Source organism: Microbacterium sp. LWH11-1.2 (genome assembly GCF_038397745.1).
GTDB lineage: Bacteria > Actinomycetota > Actinomycetes > Actinomycetales > Microbacteriaceae > Microbacterium.
On sequence record NZ_CP151636.1, the window covers coordinates 3,820,979 to 3,838,155 of the forward strand.

The following is a 17,177-nucleotide window of genomic DNA, read 5'->3' on the forward strand; positions in this document are numbered from 1 at the left end:
CATCGGATCTATGGAGTACACGGCTCGACGCGAGGAGCTCCCGCTGCGGAGATCGACCGGAGGCGCGCTCGGCACCCTCTCCGCTTTCAGCTACACGGTGGAGGTGGCGCGGGATCGCCCCGTGCTGTTCCTCACCAACGGCGGGCCCGGGGTCTCGTCTGTCTACCTGCATCTCAGCGGAATCGGTCCGTGGCGCGCGAGGATCCCTCGCGACCCGGCGTGCGACGGCGCGCCCCCGTACGGGATCGAGGAGAGCCCTTCCACCGTTCTCGACGTCGCCGATCTCGTCTTCCTCGACGCCCCCGGAACCGGCTTCGGCAGAATCGACGACGACGCGGATGCCGCAGCGTTCCGCTCCGTCGAGGGCGATGCCGATGTCATCGCGGTCGCCATCGCCGAGTGGGTGAACCGACACGGCCGGTGGGACTCCCCCAAGTACTTCCTGGGCGAGAGCTACGGAACGCAGCGCGCCGCATTCCTCGCGACCTCGGCGCACGGCATGGACACCGCCCCGCTCACCGGCATCGCGCTGCTCGGTCAGGCCGTCAACATCCAGGAGACGCTCGACCGCCCCGGCAACATCGTCGGAGCCCTCGCGAATCTGCCCTACAAAGCCGCCACCGCGTGGTTCCACGGCAAGGGGTCCCGCGAACACGCCACCGTCGAGGCCTCGATCACTGCGGCGCTGGAGTTCGCCGGCGCGGATCTCGCCCTTGCGATGCTGAAGGGGAACGCGATCGAGAAGGACGAGCTCGCAGCGACCGCAGCGCAGCTCTCGGCGATGATCGGCATCCCTGCGCAGGAGCTGATCGACTCGCGACTGTGGATCAGCAAGCAGGACTTCCGGGCGCGGCTTCTGAGCGGTCGGACCCTTGGAGTCACCGACAGCCGATACCAGGCGGCGACCGCGGACCGCTCCGTCGGCGAGCTCGCGATCGATCCCTCGGACGTCGCCCTGACGCCGCGCTACACCTCCGGGATCGCTCGACTGCTGACCGAGGTCTTCCGCGCAGCCGTAGACGAACCGTACCGGATCGTCGACCCCTCAGCGGGGGCGGACTGGGAATGGGAGGACGAGGGAGCGGCGATGTTCATCGCGATGGGACGCCCGTCGCCGTTCCACACCTATCCCTACCCCGCCCGGCTCTCCCAGTGGATGAAGCAGATGCCGCAGGCGCGCCTGTTCATCGGAACGGGGATCTACGACTCCCTCACCACCGTCGGCGCCGCCGATCATCTCCTGCGCCACTGGGATCTGCCGACGGAGCGCACCGAGTCCCACTGGTACCCCGCAGGACACATGATGTACAGCGACCCGGAGGCGTCGATCCGTCTGAACGCCGATCTGCGAGCCTTCCTGGGCGGGCTCAGCCGCTGAGGCTGTCCAGAGCGAAGCCGGCGAGGGCGGCTGCCTGGTCGGCCAGCACGGCGTCGTCGAACACGACATGCGGCGAGTGGTTGGGCGCCGCGGTCTCGAGGTCGAGTCCGGCCGGAGTCGCGCGCAGGAACAGGAATGCTCCCGGGATGCGTTCGAGGACATACGAGAAGTCCTCCGAGCCCATCACAGGATTCGGCGTCTCGCGCACCCGCTCCTCGCCGAACAGCGCGATCAGGCTCGCGCGGGCATCTTCCACCGCGGCCTCGTCGTTGACCGTCGGAGGGCACAGCACGACGGTGTCGATCGCGGCCGTGCAGCCGTGCGCCGCCGCGATCTCCTGGACCAGCAGAGGAAGCTCGGTCTGCACGCGCGCACTGCTCTCGTGCGAGAGCACACGGACCGATGCGACGAGGGTCGCGGTGTCGGAGATGATGTTGCGGGCCGGTCCCCCCGCCTGAAGCTGGGTGACGCTGAGGACGACGGGGTCGAACACGTCGAAGCGGCGCGTCACGAACGCCTGCAGGGCCGTGACGAGCTCGGCGATCACCGGCACAGGGTCGCGGGTGAGGTGCGGAGCCGAGGCATGGCCGCCCTGGCCCGTGATCGTGACCTCGACCTCGATCGCCCCGGCCATCAGCGCGCCGACGCGCGTCGAGAAGATCCCGTACTCCCCCGGCACCACGTGGATCCCGAAGGCGGCGACGGGGATCGAACCCGTGAGCTCCAGCAGCCCCTCATCGATCATCCGCTTCGCCCCGTCCCCGATCTCCTCGCCGGGTTGGAACATCAGCAGGACGTCGCCGTGCAGCTCCTCGCGTCGCGCGGCCAGGAGGTGAGCGGCTCCGACGAGTCCCGCGACGTGCAGGTCGTGCCCGCACGCGTGCATCCGCTCACCGGTCGCGGCGAAGTCGAGACCGGTCTCCTCTGCGAGGGGAAGCGCATCCATGTCGGCGCGCAGCAGCACCGTCGGCCCCGGGTGCGCACCGCGGACGACCGCCGCGACCGAGCTCAGCCCCGTACCGCATCGGGTCTCGAGATCCCAGGGCGCGAGCGCGTCGAGCACGCGCTGCTGGGTGCGCGGAAGCGCGAGACCGAGCTCGGGATCCGCATGGATGGCACGGCGGAGGGCCACGAGCTCCGGGAGCAGGCCGCGAGCGTCGTCGAGCAGGGTCATTCAGGATCCGATCGAGTGGAGGAGGCTGTCGGTGCCGGCGTTCTGGATACGGGGTATCGCCGCGACCAGAGCCTGGGTGTAGGGGTGCACCGGATGCGACACGATCGCATCCGCATCGCCGTACTCGACGATCTCGCCGCTGCGCATGACGGCTGTCGTGTCGGCGATGTAGCGGACGGCCGCCAGGTTGTGCGTGATGAAGAGCACGGACAGCTCCAGCTCTCGCTGCAGCTCGCGCATCAGATTCAGCACGGCCCCCTGCACGGAGGCGTCGAGCGCCGAGGTGATCTCGTCGGCGATGATGAGCCGCGGCTTGACCGCGAGGCAGCGCGCGATCGCGACGCGCTGGCGCATTCCGCCGGAAAGGCTCGACGGGTGCAGGTCGGAGACGCCCGGCTTCAGACGGACGAGCTCGAGCAGCTCCTTCACACCGGCGGCACGCGCGCGGGCGCTCCCGGACCCGTGGGTCGCCAGCGCCTCATCGAGGGTCTCCCCCACCGACATCCGCGGGTTCAGCGACGAGTACGGATCCTGGAAGATCATCTGCACGTCTCGGGCGTGCGCCCGCCGGTCGCGTCGCCCCAGCGCCAGATCCTTTCCGTCGAGCAGGATGCGTCCGGAGGTGGCTTTCTGCAGACCCGCCACCGTGCGCGCGACGGTGGACTTGCCCGAGCCGGATTCCCCCACGAGGCCGACGGTCGTTCCGTGCGGGACGGTGAGCGACACGTCGTCCACCGCGTTCACGGCGTGGTGTCCGCGGCCGAATGTGACCACCAGGTTCTCGATGACGAGATCGGCCATCATGCACCCGCCTTCAAGTAGGTGTCGTCGCGAGCGCCCACGTTCTGCGGATGCCAGCACGCGACGCGCCCGGATCCGTGAGCGACGAGCTGCGGAGTGTCGGTGCGGCAGGTCTCGGTCGCGAATGCGCAGCGAGGCGCGAAGGCGCAGCCCACGACGGGGAGTGACAGGTCCGGCGGCTCGCCGGGGATGGTCGCGAGCGGGGCCGTGCGATCGGTGTCGAGATCGGGCAACGATTCCGCCAGCGCCCTGGTGTACGGGTGGGCGAGCCGTTCGGGTTCGGCGAGATGCCGCACGTCGACATCCTCGACGATCCGACCGCCGTACATGACCAGGATCCGCTGGCAGAGCTCGGCGAGCACCGCGATGTCGTGCGACACCACGATCGCCGCGGCCCCGGTCTCCTCGCACTCCTGCCGGAGGAGGGCGAGCACGCGCTGCTGCACCGTGACGTCGAGGGCGGTCGTCGGCTCGTCGGCGATGATCAGACGCGGCTTGCCGATCTGCGACATCGCGATCAGGGCGCGCTGGCGCATGCCGCCGGAGAACTCGTGCGGGAACTGCTTGGCGCGGCGTGCGGGATCCGTGATCGACACCGCAGCGAGAGCGTCGACGGCGGCCGCGTCGGCCTCTCTCCTCGTCGCGTTCCGATGGACGCGCGGCACTTCGGCGAGCTGGGTGCCGACACGCAGCGCGGGATTGAGAGCAGTCAGCGAGTCCTGGAACACCACGCCGACGCGGGTGCCGAGCTTCCTCGCCGCGCGTTCGCCCGACAATCCGGCCAGCTCCTCGCCTGCGAACCGCAGGTGCCGAGCGCTCACAGCGGCGCCTGCGGGTGCGAGCTGCGCGATCGCCATCATCGTGACGCTCTTCCCACTGCCCGATTCGCCGACGACGCCGACGATCTCTCCGGGCGCTATACGGAAGGACACGTCCTGCACCGGCCGCACCCATCCGTGTTCGCCGGGGAAGGAGACGCTCAGTCCGGAGACCTCGAGGAGCGATTCGACGGCATCCTCCCCGTCATCCGACACTGCCGCGGCGTCGACGCGCTCCGGCTCGCCGAGTTCGCGCGCCGACAGCGTGCGCGCTCGCCCGCGCCCGCGCATGTGGGAGGCGAGGGCCTCGCCGAACATGCCGAAGACGATGCCGGCGAGCACGACCATGACGCCGGGGCCCACCACCGCGGAGGGCTGACTGTAAACCTGCTCGAAACCCTCACTGAGCAGGCGCCCCCAGTCGTACTCCGGCGGCTGGACGCCGACACCGAGGAAGCTGAGGCTCGACAGGGCGAGCAGCCCGCCGCCGATGGAGATCGTCACGTTCACGATCACCGGCTCGGCGATGTTGGGCAGGATGTAGCGGGTGAACTGACGGGTCTTGGAGACACCGAGCAGTCGCGCCGCCGCGAGATACTCCGAACCGCCGACACGCGAAGACAGCGTCTGCGCGAGACGGGCGAACGACGGTGTCATGGTCAGGGCCAGCGCGATCACGGCCGTCGTGGAGCCGGTGCCGAGCAGGATGACGGTGAGCATCGCGACGAGCAGCACCGGGAAGGCGAGCCAGGTGTTGATGACGGACCCGAACATCCGCTGCACCCGGGGCCCCGAGACGACGGGCAGAGCGCCGAGGATCAGACCGGCCACGGCGCCGAGGGCCGTCGCCGTCAAGGCCATCACGAGCGAGAGACGGGTCGCGACCAGGGTGCGCAGAAGCAGATCCCGCCCCAGCGCGTCGGTTCCGAGCGGATGCTCCGCGCTCGGCGGCTGCAGCAGATCCGCCGGTGAGGGTGTCTCGGCCTGCGTCCCCCACAGAAGGGGGGCGACGACGGCCAGCACGGCCAGGACCGTGATGACGGTCAGTGAGATCAGCGCCATGGGCGACTGGAGGAGCCAGGAACGTCGCCGGCGAGCGGAGGTCATGCGGTCTCCAGAATGGTCGTTCGGCGGTCGAGGACGGCGAGGACGATGTCCACCAGCAGGTTCACGACGAGGATGATCGCCGCGTACACGATCGCGAGTCCCTGCACGATGCCGTAGTCCTTTGTGATGATCGCCTGTACGAAGGCGCTTCCCATGCCGGGCCAGTTGAAGACCCGCTCGACCAGGACGCTGCCGGCGATCATCGTCGCGAGCAGTGCACCGCCGAGCGTCAAGGTCGCGGTGAGCATGTTCGGAAGAGCGTGGCGGAAGTAGATCATCGCGGCGGGCAGGCGCTTGGACCGTGCTGTGCGGATGTAGTCGTCGCTGAGGACGTTCAGTGCCTCGACACGCGCGATGCGGGAGAGCGATGCGGACGCCCCGAGCGCGAGAGCGAGCACCGGAAGGATGTAGGACTGAGGGCCGCTGATCCCCGCCACGGGCAGGAGCGGGATCGTGATCGCGAAGAGCAGGAGCAGGGCCACGCCGATGAGGTACTCGGGCACGGCCGCGAAGAACCCGGTGACCGAGGTGAACACCACCTCGACCGGGCGACGTCGGTTGCCCGCGGTGAGGATCGCGATCGCCAGTCCGAGCGGAATGGCGATGAGCAGGATCACCACGAACGCGATGCCGGCGAGCTGCACCGTCGCCGGAAGCCGGAACTCGACCAGCTCGTTCACGGATCGTCCGGTGATGAGCGAGACGCCGAGGTCGCCACGGAGGACGATGCCCGTCAGGTAGTCCCAGAACTGCACGACGAGCGGGTCATCGAGCCCCAGCTGCGACCGGCGCTCGGCGACGACGGACGCCGGAGCGGTGGGGCCGAGCGCGGCGCGCACGGGGTCTCCTCCGGCGGCGCGGAGCACGACGAATGCCGCCGTCACGATCACCAGCATCGCGGTGATCATGCGCCCGATACGGCGGAGGAGGAAGGGGACCCAGCGCCCGCCGCCGCGGCGACCACCCCGAGGGGTGGTCACCACGACGGTCTTCGGCCGCGTCACGATCTGCGACGTCATACGGTCACTCTGTCACGCGGATCGTGGTCGGAGCGAGGATGCTCTTCGACATGCCGAACTCCACGCCGACGCCGTAGAAGGTCGACGTCGAGGAGTACACCGGCAGCACCTGCAGGTTGCTGAAGAGCGAGTCCTGCGCGGCCTGCCAGGCATCGCACGAGTCCGCGCCGGCGAGCGCCTGCGCCTCGCCCACCAGGTCGAAGTACTCCTGGTTGGCGTTGTAGGTCCAGTTGCCGCCGTTCGGCGGGAACTCTCCCCCGAGGATGCCGGCCCAGTCGCTCGGCAGGCTCGTGAAGATCGGTGCCCACACGATGTCCCAGTCGCCACCCGAGAATATCACGTCGGTGTATGCGGCCGAGGGCGTCGGCGTCGCCTCGACGCCGATCTTCGCGAACTCGGTCTGCAGGAGCTCGATCGCGGCGGTCACTCCCTGGCTCTCCGACGCCGGGTAGAGCATCAGGATCGACAGCGGCTTGCCGTCCTTGGAGCGGATGCCGTCGGCCCCCTCCACCCATCCGGCGGCGTCCAGCGCCGCAGCAGCCGCCTCGACGTCGTAGGACGGGATGGCGGAGGAGCTGTCCATCGTCGTGCAGGCGGCGCCGAACTCCGACACCAGGGTCGTGATCTGCTCGCCGCGCCCCGCCGAGGCGACGGGTCCGACGGCTTCACGGTCGACGGCCTGAGCGAGGGCTTCACGGACCGCGAGATCGTGACCGACGCGGCCCTCCGCCTGGTTGAAGAAGATCAGCCCCGGCCGCAGCGGAACCTCGAGCTCGCTCGCGAACTCGGTGCCGTCGAGCCGGTCGCGTTCGCTGCCGCCGACCTCGGCGATGTTGGCCTCGCCCGTCTGCAGCAGGTTCGCCGCAGTCGAGTCGCTCTCGATGATCGAGACCTCGACCGTGCCGGGAAGACCCGCGGTCTTGCTGGTCGTGTCGTCAGGGCCCCAGGCGTAGTCGTCACGCAGCGTGAACGTGTACGACTGACCGGGTGACGAGGACTCCAGCGCGTAGGCGCCTGTTCCGTGGAACTCCGTGTCGAGGACTCCCGGATCCGACAGTCCTGTCGCGCAGACGATGGGCAGCGCGCCGATCGTCTCGGCGAGGAAGCTCTGCGCGTTCTCGCTCGTGAACGTGACCGTGCGGGCGTCGTCGTCCGCCTCGATCGTCAGCCCTTCGGCCGGGAAGTAGACCCCCTTGTAGGGAGAGCCGGTCTCATCCGCGGCGGCGTACTCGAAGGTCGCCTTGACGTCGCTCGCCGTGAGAGGCTCGCCGTCGACGCAGAGGACGCCGTCCTTGAGCGTGAACTGCACGGTCGTGGTGGTGGCCTCCCACGATTCGGCCAGGAGCCCCTGCGGCTCTGCACCGGTCGGGTAGAACAGCAGCGACTCATAGCCGAATGTGGAGACGGACTCACTCGCGTTCGTCGCATTCGTGATGGGATTGAGCGTTCCAGGGTCAGACTGCACGGCGATCCTGATCGTCTGCGCTTCTCCTCCCCCGGGCTCCGCCGTTCCGGCGCAGCCGGACAGGGCAAGGGCCGTCACGCCGACGGCGGCCGCGGCGACAATGCTGCGTCTCATGGTGTCCTCTCTCACGGGTTCCGCACGGTGCGGTTCAACCCAATTGAATGTTATGAATTGCTCTTTATGGACTCGTGTCGACGGTGTTTCGGGTATGTAACCGATCACGAGTGGTCGTCGATGAGGGCAGCGGCGCCCATCACCGACTTGAGCTCGAGGAACTCCTCGAACCCGTGCACGCCGCATTCCCGGCCGATCCCCGACTGCTTGTACCCCCCGAAGGGTGCACCCACGTCGAGGCCCGCGCCGTTGATTCCGACGGTGCCCGTGCGCATGCGCAGAGCGACATCGAGGGCGCGTCGAGGATCACTCGACCAGACGCCGCCCGACAGCCCGTACACACTGTCGTTGGCCAGGTCGACAGCCTCATCGACCGTGGCATAGGGAGTGATCGTGAGCACCGGGCCGAAGACCTCCTCGTGGAAGATCCGCATCTCCGGTGTCACGTCGGTGAAGATCGTGGGCTGCACGTAGGCTCCGCCTGCCGTCGGTTCGACGATATCGAGGCCGCCGGCGAGCAGGCGCGCACCCTGGTCGATCGCGGTCTCGATGTGCGCACGCACACGGTCGCGCTGCAGCCCCGATGCGACAGGTCCGGTCGCCGTGGACTCGTCCGCCGGATCGCCCGGCGCCCATCCCGCGGTCGCCCGCACAGCGGCGTCCTGCCAGGCGTCGAGCAGCGACGCGGGCACGAGCACCCGCGTCTGAGCCGCACAGGTCTGGCCCGCGTTCGCGAAGCACGACGCCAGCACGGAGTCGACCGACTCCTCGATGGGCGCGTCCTCGAGGACGATCGCCGCGGACTTGCCTCCCAGTTCGAGTGCGACCTTCTTGATGGTCGCGGCTGCCGCGCGGGCGACGCCCTCACCCACCGAGCGCGAGCCGGTGAACGTGACCATGTCGACGGCGGGGTGCGTCACGAGCGCCGATCCCACGCCGGCGCCGTCCCCGTGGACGATGTTGACCACTCCGGCAGGGAGGTCGATCTCGCGGAGGATGTCGCCGACGAGCGCCGCGTTGAGGGGTGCCACCTCGCTGGGCTTGAGCACCACGGTGCAACCGGCGAGGATCGCCGCGCCCACCTTGAGCATGATCTGATGGAGCGGGAAGTTCCACGGCGTGATCGCCGCCACGACCCCGACGGGCTCGGCGATCACGAGGGAGTTCGACACCGACTCCCTCGCCACATGGGAGCGCGCGGCATCCACGAGACGGGCCAGGTCGGCGATCGCGACCTCGACCTGCGCGGCGCGGGAGAACGCGATGGGCGAGCCCATCTCCGCACTCAATGTCGCAGCGAGTCGCTCCCGGTGGCGCGCCAACCCCTCGGCGAGCGCCTCGACGTGAGCGATCCGCTGCGACATCGGCCTGGTGGACCAGGCGTCGAACGCCGCGACGGCAGCGGCCACCGCACGATCGACGTCTTCCGAGTCACCGGCGACGACGGCGCCGACGATGCTCCCGTTCGCCGGATTGACGACATCGATCGACCGGCGTCCTTCGGCACCCTCTCTGATGCCCGCGATGTCGTGACCGATGATCATGTCAGACCCCTGCCCGCTGGATCAGGTGCGATCCGGTGGCGAGCGGCGCGGGCCGCGGCACCCCTTCGTGGATCAGGTGCCAGGGTGAGGGGAACTCACCCACCGGGACGTTGATGAGGATGGGCTCGTTCGCGGGGACCGCGTCCGCGAGGACGCCCGCGAGCTCCTGCGGCGTGAACGCCTGGGCGGAGCGGATGCCGAACGCGTCCGCGAGCACGCCGTAGTCGGGGTTCGTGAGGTCGCTGGCGAAGTAGCGCGCCCCGTACCGGTTCTTCTGGATCCTTCGCACGTTGCCGTAGAAGCCGTCGTGGAAGACGATCGTCACCAGTCCCAGCCCGTAGCGCTTGGCCGTGGACAGCTCCTGCAGCGTCCAGGAGAAGCCGCCGTCGCCGTTCACCGAGACCACGGCGCGCGCGGGATCGGCGGCCTTGACGCCGAGCGCGGTCGCGAAGCCGTAACCCAGCGTCCCCTGATACCCGGGCCCGATGTAGGTTCGCGGCTGGTATGCGGGGTAGCACGCGCTGGCGGCATAGCCGACCTGCGTGAACTCGCTCACGAACACGCCGTCGTCCGGCAGCGCGGCACGGATCGTCGAGAGGTACTCGCGCTGCGGCGCGATGTCGTCGAACTGCGCGGCGAGCCACGAACGCACACGGACGAACTCGCCCTCACGGGAATCGCGGGTCGGGCTGCCGATCTCGGCGGCGAGCGCGGAGAGCGCCAGGCGGGCGTCGGCGTGCAGACGGTGCACGGCCTCGCGCGGGTCGCCGAGGTCGGCTTCCTCGGCGTTGATCAGGATGACCGGGGCCCCGTGGGTGTCGACCTGCGTGCCGAAGGTGGACACGAAGCGCGTGCCCACCGCGAGGACGAGGTCGGCATCCTCTCGGAAAGCGCGGAGCGCGAGAGCATCGAAGGCGAGGCGATGGCGGGCATCGATCGCTCCGCGACCGTTGTCCGTCATGAGGACCGGCGCTTCCAGGGCCTCTGCGAGCGCCTGGAGCGCGACGGAGGCATTCGCGGCGAGCACTCCGCCGCCCACCACGATCATGGGACGCTCGGCGGCGGCGAGCAGCGCGGCCGCCGAGCGGATCTGCTGCTCGTCCGGCACGAGCGGCGCGGCCGAGACGAGCTCGGCTGCGGCGACCCGCGACGTCGCCGCCAGCACGTCCGGCGGCACCTCGATGGCGACCGGGCGGGGCCGCCCGCTGCGCAGCTGCACGAAGGCCTCGCGGACCAGTCCGGGGATCTCATCCGCGGAACGCGCCGTGCCCGTCCACTTCGTGAGGCGCTCGAGGATGCCGGTCTGGTCCGGCAGTTCGTGGAGAGCGCCGAGTCCGCGTCCGATCGCCTTCGAGTCGATCTGACCAGCGATCAGGAGCATGGGCGAGTTCGCGGAGTACCCCGTCGCCACGCCCGAGAGCGCGTTGAGGACGCCGGGGCCGGGAACGACCATCGCGACACCCACGTCTCCGGTGCTGCGCGCATATCCGTCGGCCATGTACGTGGTGGCCTGCTCGTTGCGTGCACAGATGAAGTCGACCTGATCGGTGCGGGACTGGAGAGCGTCTGCGGCGGCATCGAGCTGGACGCCCGGAATGCCGAAGATCGTCGAGACGCCCTGGTTGATCAGGGAGTCGGCGAGCAGATCGCCACCGGTGGGGTCGGTCATCGGGTTCCTCTCGTGAGCAGCATTGCGTGATTGACTGTATTAGATACATTCAATTACTGCAAATAGGAGATTCGCCTCGTGTCACGCCCCCGCGGCATCGAGGCGTCCCTAGGATGTGAATGATCCGCTCCGCACGCCGCCCCGAACCGAAGGACCACCGTGGCCACCACCCAGGAAGACGCACGTACGTTCCAGCGTGTCGCGCCGGCGCAGTCCGTAGCCGACCGGGTCGTCACCGAGGTCGAGGCGATGATCAAGGCGGAGGACCTCGCGCCCGGTCACCGGATCGGCACCAGGCAGGAGCTGTGCGAGCAGTTCGGAGTCGCGCCGGCCACGCTCGGCGAAGCGCTCCGCGTCCTGCGCGCCCGCGGTTCGGTCGACCTGCGCCCCGGACCCGGCGGCGGCATCTTCGTCGCAGACCAGTCCCCGCTCATCCGCCTCGCACACAGCGTGCTGCGACTGCGGCAGACCGGCGCCCCGGTGCACGACGTCGTCAAGGTGCTCGACGCGCTCGACGAAGCCGTCATGGGCGACGCGGTGGCGCATCGCACCGACGACGACATCGCGGATCTCGACGCCCTCATGGCCGAGATCGCCGATCATTGGCACGACCCCGTCGAGGGCCTGCACGGGAACTGGCGCCTGCACCGTCGCATCGCGGAGATCTCTCCCAACGCCGTGCTGCGGACGTTCTACCTCAACCTCGTCGACTACATCGAGGGCGAGACGAGCGGGAGCGTGGACGACAGCGACCTGTCGGTCCCGGGCTTCCGACCCGACACCGACGAGCGCCTGCACATCCACACCGCGCTGATCGAGGCCATACGCTCCGGCGATGTCGAGGCCGGCCGCAAGGCCGTCCTCGACCACCGCACGCTCGGACGCTGAGACGTCGTCACCCGCTGCGTGCACCCACGTGGCGCAGCGCGAGTGCGGCGAGAGCCGCCGCCTGATCACCGAGCACGCCGTCGTCGAACACCGCACGAGGCGAGTGATTCATCGGGATGTCCCCGCCGACCATCTCCGGTGGAGTGGCGCACAGGAAGACGAAGGCACCAGGAACCTCGCGCAGCACGTAGGAGAAGTCCTCCGAGGCCATCCACGGGGCCGACAGCTCCTCGACGCGCGACGGTCCGAAGAGATCGCGGAGCACGGTGATCGCGTCGGTCGTCTCGGGCGCGGTGTTGACCGTGACCGGATAGCCGACGATCACCTCGACGTCCGCCGTGCACCCGTGCGCCGCCGCCAGACGCTCGACGAGAGGCGGGAGCTCGGTCCGTGCCTGAGCGATCGACGCCTCGGACAGCGTGCGCAGGGTCGCCGAGAACCCTGCCTCCTCCGGGATGACGTTGACGATCTCTCCCGCGTGGAGCTTCGTCACCGAGAGCACGACGGGATCGAAGACGGAGACGCGCCGCGTCGTCCACGCCTGCAGCGCCAGGATCATCTCGGCGACCACGGGAACGGGATCGACGGCCTGATGAGGACGCGATCCATGTCCGCCGCGCCCGTGGACCAGGACTCTCAGGGTGTTCGCCCCGGCCATGATCGTTCCCTCCTTGAGCTGGAAGGTGCCGCGCGATCCCGGACCGACGTGGATGCCGTAGGCCGCCTCGACGCGGACGCCCGCGGCATCGAGCACACCGTCTCTGATCATCAGCGGCGCTCCGCCCCCGGCCTCCTCCCCCGGCTGGAACATGAAGACGACAGACCCCACGATGCGCTCCCGGCGCGCGGCGAGGAGCCGCGCGGCGCCGACGAGGCCCGCCACGTGAAGATCGTGACCGCACGCGTGCATCGCCCCGTTGACCGCGGCGTACTCGAGCCCTGTCTCCTCGACGATCGCCAGCGCATCCATGTCGCCACGCAGCAGCACGGACGGTCCGTCCACCGCTCCCCGCAGCACCGCCGTGACCGAGCTGAGGTCCTCCCCGGTCGTGATCTCGAGGTCGAGGCCGGCCAGCGCATCGAGCACCGCCGCCTGCGTGTGCGGGAGGTCGAACCCGACCTCGGGTGAGCGATGCAGGCGCCGTCGCAGCGCCACCAGCTCGGACTGCAACCGGGCGGCGTCCTCGCGCAGCGTCATCCGCGCGCCTCCGGTGCGGTGTAGACGGTCCGACCCTCGATCAGCACCTCTCGCACGGTCGACGCGACCTCGAGGGGATCTCCTGTCCAGAGGACCACGTCTCCGTCTCGACCCGGCTCCAGCGCCCCCACTCTGTCGCCGATGCCGGCGATGTCGGCCGCGACGGAGGTCATCGCCGCCACCGCTGTGTCGCGCGGCAGGCCGGCACGCGCCGCGACAGCGGCCTGGAGGGCGAGGAGACCGATCGGAACGACGGGATGATCCGTCGTCAGCGCGACGCGCACGCCGGCGGCGGCGAGCTTCGCGAGGTTCGCCGGATCGGCCTCGCGGACCTCGACCTTGGACCGGCTGGAGAGCACGGGCCCGAAGATGACGGGGACGTCGCGCTCGGCGAGCACATCCGCGAGCTTGTGCGCCTCGGTGCCGTGGTTGATCACCAGGCGCAGGCCGAACTCCTCGGCGATCCGGAGCGCGGTGGCGATGTCGTCGTGCCGATGAGCGTGCTGCTCCCAGGTCAGGGTGCCGTCCAGCGCCTCGGTGAGCGCCTGCATGCCGAGGTCAGCGGCGAACGGCGCCCCCTCCGCTCTGGCGCGATCGCGGCGCTGCGCGTAGTCGCGCGCATCCGTGAGCGCCTGACGGATCACGAGAGCGATCCCCAGGCGCGTGGACGGGAGCTGCTTGCGCTCGCCGTACGTCTGCTTGGGATTCTCGCCGAGAGCCGATTTCATCCCCAGCGCATGACGGATCACCTGCTCATCGACCGAGCGACCGCCTCCGGTCTTGATCGCCACGCTCTGTCCGCCGATCGGGTTGCCCGACCCCGGTTTCACCACGACGGCCGTGACCCCTCCGGCGACGGCGTCCGCGAAGGCCGAGTCCTCGATGTTGATGGCATCGATCGCGCGGACGCCCGCCGTCACCGGAGACGACACCTCGCTGCCGTCGAATCCGGCCGGACCGTTGGCCTCCTCGTGAGCGCCGATGTGGCTGTGCGGATCGATGAGTCCCGGCAGCACCCAGCATCCGGTCGCGTCGATCACGCGCGCGTTCTCCGGAACCGGGATCCCGATGCCGACGGCGGCGATCCGCCCGCCGGAGACGAGGACCGTGCCCTCCTGGTGCTCGTCGCCGAGGCCGGTGACCACACGCCCCCCGACGATCGCGACATCCTCGCTCATCCGTCCTCCTTCCGCGTCGAACGCTCGACCAGCGCACGCGACCGATCGCGCAGATCGGCCACGTCTACACCGAGAAGGCCGACCGCCGGATCGACCCTCACCACGATGCCGTCCTCGCATGCCGGCGGTTCTCCGCTCAGATCGACGATCGGATCGTCGACCCAGACCCATGGCAGGCCCGCGGCATACTCGCGGATCGTCCGCAGCTTGTCGAACTGGACCGGGAGGAACGGCCACGGCTCCGCCGGCAGATCGAGGGCCCTCCGGAAGGCGGTATGCGCGTTGTGCCCCCATTCGGAGGCCCAGACCACCTCGAAGTGCTCGGCGAGCTCTCTCAGACGCGCGGGAGCGCCATCCGGGATCTCGACATCCCGCACCCAGCGCCCCCATGCCGAGAGATGGTGCGTCGACACGGGCACGGATGCCGCGCCCTCGATCACCACGACCCCGCTGATCCCGAGCACGAGCAGCGGCCGATCGCCACGCGGCGGACGTGCCGTGTACTTCGCCATGTCAGTCGTCCACGGCGTCCGCGAGCAGCGGCGCGTCCGCCGCTCCCTCGAAGTAGTTCCCGCCCTCGATGCGCACGACGCTCTCCGCCTCGTCGAAGACGACACCGACCGGATCACCTCCGGCCGCGACGGCCCGATGCTGCTTCGCCATCATCCGACGGATCATCGCGATCCCCTGATCAGTGGTCGTCAGGTGATCCTCGGAGTGCAGCGAGATCGATCCCTGTGACTTCTGCGCCTCGTAGTCGCCGGGGAGTCGCTGGTGTTCGAGATCGGTGAGTTCCTTCCACGGCTTGCCCTCGTGGGTGGAGCGCAGCTTCGCGAGGAAGTCGGCGTCCTCGTCGCGCGCCACGGTGAAGATGCGGAAGTTGGTGTCATCCATCGGCACGACCCAGCCGATCATGTTCGTCTGTCCCGAGCTGAGCTTCGGACTCGCCACGACGCGGAGGTTCGGGAAGATGACCTCCGTGACCCGGCGCAGCTGCCGACCGTCACCCAGGTCGCGCATCTGGATCGATCGCACCCCGAGCGGCGTGTACTCGTAGCTGACCTCGGGGATCAGCGCCATCTCCGGTGTGAACTGATTGCCGCTGAACCGCGCGTGCAGGATCGGCACGTGGAAGGGATCCATGACGTTCTCCCAGTGCTGCAGCCAGTTGAAGTCGAGAACCGCGGGTCCTCCGCCTCCCACGCCCTGGTCGTTGACGATCAGCTGCTCTTCCGGGCCGAGCTGTTCGAGCGTGTCGTATCGCGGGAGCACCGGCTTCTTGTCCGGCGGCCCCATGTAGGCCCAGAGCAGACCGTACTGCTCCTCGACGGGGTACCACGGCTGACGCACGCGGTCGCGATGCAACCCCAGATCCGGTTCGCAGGGCTGCTCGAGGCAGTGCCCTTCGGTGTCGAAGACCCAGCCGTGGTAGCAGCACCGGATGCCCTCGTCCTCCACGCCGCCGTAGAACAGCGAGGCACCGCGGTGGATGCATCGCGGATGCAGCAGTCCCGGCTTGCCCTTCTTGGTGCGGAACAGCACGAGCTCCTCCCCCAGCACCCGCAGGGAGACCGGTCGCGTCGTCGCGTCCTCGACCTTCGCCACCGGGTGCCAGTAGCGCCGGAGCACCTCGCCGTAGGGGGTGCCGGGCCCGACCTGGGCGAGCTCGTTGAGAGGCTGCCCGAGGCGGAGGCCGTATGCGGTTCCGGTGTCCATGTTGTCTCCGTTCAGATGTCAGATGTCGAGGACGAGCTTCGAGTCGAGTGAGCGCGAGACGCAGATCATCATGGTCTCGTTGCTCTCGCGCTCCTCAGGGGTGAGGATCGAGTCGCGGTGTTCCGGGGCGCCGTCGATCACGCTGGTCTCACAGGTGCCGCAGACGCCCTCGAGGCAGGAGCTCGGGACCCCGATCCCCGCCTGCTCGAGCATCTCGAGGATGCTGCAGCCACGCTCCACCGTCACGATCAGACCCGAGGCACTGGCCTCCACGTCGAATGTGTCGGCGCCGAGGGACTCGCCGAACGCCTTCGCCTGGAACCGCTCCAGATGCAGCGCTCCTCTCGGCCAGCCCGCGCTGAGCTCCTCCAGCTCGTCGAGCATGCGCCCCGGCCCGCAGGCGTACACCCCCGTGCCGTCGGGGACGGGACCGATCCAGGTGGCGAGGTCGAGGCGCTCGTCGCGGTCGCGCGAGACGATCGACGTCGCGTCGTGGACGAGGTGCGGAGCGTCGGCGAACGCCATGCCGTCACGGTGCGCCCCCAGATAGGCCAGTCGCCAGGGGATGCCGCGGCGTCGCGCCTCGGCGATCATCGGCAGGATGGGGGTCACGCCGATGCCGCCCGCGACGAACACGAAGACGGCATCGTCGCCGAGCTCGAAGTGATTGATGGGCTCCGAGGCCGCCACCGGATCGCCGGTGCGCAAGGTCTGATGCACGTAGCGAGACCCACCGCGACTGGGAGTCTCGGCGAGCACCGCCACCCGCCAGGAGCGCCGATCGGCCGGGTCGGAGCACAGCGAGTACTGGCGCTCGACGCCGTTGGCGAAGCGGAGGTCGATGTGCGCACCAGGGGTCCACGTCGGCAGAAGGGCGCCCGTCGGGTCGTCGAGTTCGAGAGAGAGCACGTCCGTCGCCTCCCAGCGCATCGCCCGCACCCGGAGATCGAGGGTTGTCGAAGAGACCTGGGCCGCGAACTGAGACACCGTCGTTCCGCTCCTTCCGTCGATCCGATCACCGCCGATCGAATTGACAACAATGGATATAGTCAATTGCGATACTATGAATCCCGCCCGGGACTGTCAAACGGGCGATGAGCGAAAGGCG

The 17,177-nt window shown here is 69.2% G+C and carries 14 protein-coding genes; 2 read left to right on the forward strand and 12 right to left on the reverse strand.

Annotated features, from left to right (window positions below; translation table 11 throughout):
* Positions 1–10 precede the first annotated feature (10 nt).
* Positions 11–1,378, forward strand: a complete 1,368-nt coding sequence (locus MRBLWH11_RS18720) for a hypothetical protein (protein ID WP_341945910.1) — start codon at positions 11–13, stop codon at positions 1,376–1,378.
* Here the strand turns inward: MRBLWH11_RS18720 and MRBLWH11_RS18725 are convergent.
* The 7 genes from MRBLWH11_RS18725 to MRBLWH11_RS18755 form a co-directional block, all read right to left on the reverse strand.
* Entirely contained in the window at positions 1,368–2,552 is a 1,185-nt protein-coding gene (locus MRBLWH11_RS18725; RefSeq protein ID WP_341945911.1) for a M20 family metallopeptidase, read from the reverse strand. The two genes, MRBLWH11_RS18720 and MRBLWH11_RS18725, sit on opposite strands and share 11 nt — an antisense overlap.
* The gene (locus MRBLWH11_RS18730) at positions 2,553–3,356 is read right to left on the reverse strand and encodes an ATP-binding cassette domain-containing protein (RefSeq protein ID WP_341945912.1); all 804 of its coding nucleotides are present in this window, start codon (positions 3,354–3,356) and stop codon (positions 2,553–2,555) included.
* Positions 3,353–5,278, reverse strand: a complete 1,926-nt coding sequence (locus MRBLWH11_RS18735; protein WP_341945913.1) for a dipeptide/oligopeptide/nickel ABC transporter permease/ATP-binding protein — start codon at positions 5,276–5,278, stop codon at positions 3,353–3,355. Before MRBLWH11_RS18735 ends, MRBLWH11_RS18730 begins: the two co-directional genes overlap by 4 nt.
* Positions 5,275–6,297 (reverse strand): ABC transporter permease, encoded by a 1,023-nt coding sequence (locus tag MRBLWH11_RS18740; protein WP_341945914.1) that lies wholly within the window; start codon positions 6,295–6,297, stop codon positions 5,275–5,277. Before MRBLWH11_RS18740 ends, MRBLWH11_RS18735 begins: the two co-directional genes overlap by 4 nt.
* Positions 6,298–6,301: 4 nt before the next feature.
* Positions 6,302–7,876, reverse strand: coding sequence for an ABC transporter substrate-binding protein (locus tag MRBLWH11_RS18745; RefSeq protein WP_341945915.1), 1,575 nt, complete (start codon positions 7,874–7,876; stop codon positions 6,302–6,304).
* 104 nt (positions 7,877–7,980) lie between these two features.
* A complete protein-coding gene (locus tag MRBLWH11_RS18750) occupies positions 7,981–9,420 on the reverse strand; it encodes an aldehyde dehydrogenase family protein (protein ID WP_341945916.1) in 1,440 nt (479 codons plus the stop codon).
* A gap of 1 nt (position 9,421) precedes the next feature.
* On the reverse strand, positions 9,422–11,089 hold the full coding sequence (locus tag MRBLWH11_RS18755) for a thiamine pyrophosphate-dependent enzyme (protein ID WP_341945917.1): 1,668 nt from the start codon (positions 11,087–11,089) through the stop codon (positions 9,422–9,424).
* 159 nt (positions 11,090–11,248) lie between these two features.
* On the opposite strand from MRBLWH11_RS18755, the gene MRBLWH11_RS18760 reads away from it, so the two are divergent.
* Positions 11,249–11,977, forward strand: a complete 729-nt coding sequence (locus tag MRBLWH11_RS18760; RefSeq protein ID WP_341945918.1) for an FCD domain-containing protein — start codon at positions 11,249–11,251, stop codon at positions 11,975–11,977.
* Positions 11,978–11,984: 7 nt separating this feature from the next.
* Here the strand turns inward: MRBLWH11_RS18760 and MRBLWH11_RS18765 are convergent, their stop codons facing one another.
* The 5 genes from MRBLWH11_RS18765 to MRBLWH11_RS18785 are packed head-to-tail and all read right to left on the reverse strand — an operon-like array spanning position 11,985 to position 16,978.
* On the reverse strand, positions 11,985–13,175 hold the full coding sequence (locus tag MRBLWH11_RS18765) for a M20 family metallopeptidase (RefSeq protein ID WP_341945919.1): 1,191 nt from the start codon (positions 13,173–13,175) through the stop codon (positions 11,985–11,987).
* Positions 13,172–14,353, reverse strand: a complete 1,182-nt coding sequence (locus tag MRBLWH11_RS18770; RefSeq protein WP_341945920.1) for an amidohydrolase family protein — start codon at positions 14,351–14,353, stop codon at positions 13,172–13,174. The genes MRBLWH11_RS18765 and MRBLWH11_RS18770 overlap by 4 nt, the downstream gene beginning before the upstream one ends.
* Positions 14,350–14,865 (reverse strand): hypothetical protein, encoded by a 516-nt coding sequence (locus MRBLWH11_RS18775; RefSeq protein WP_341945921.1) that lies wholly within the window; start codon positions 14,863–14,865, stop codon positions 14,350–14,352. Before MRBLWH11_RS18775 ends, MRBLWH11_RS18770 begins: the two co-directional genes overlap by 4 nt.
* Position 14,866: 1 nt before the next feature.
* Entirely contained in the window at positions 14,867–16,069 is a 1,203-nt protein-coding gene (locus MRBLWH11_RS18780; RefSeq protein WP_341945922.1) for an aromatic ring-hydroxylating dioxygenase subunit alpha, read from the reverse strand.
* 18 nt (positions 16,070–16,087) lie between these two features.
* A complete protein-coding gene (locus MRBLWH11_RS18785) occupies positions 16,088–16,978 on the reverse strand; it encodes a PDR/VanB family oxidoreductase (protein ID WP_341945923.1) in 891 nt (296 codons plus the stop codon).
* Positions 16,979–17,177 lie beyond the last annotated feature (199 nt).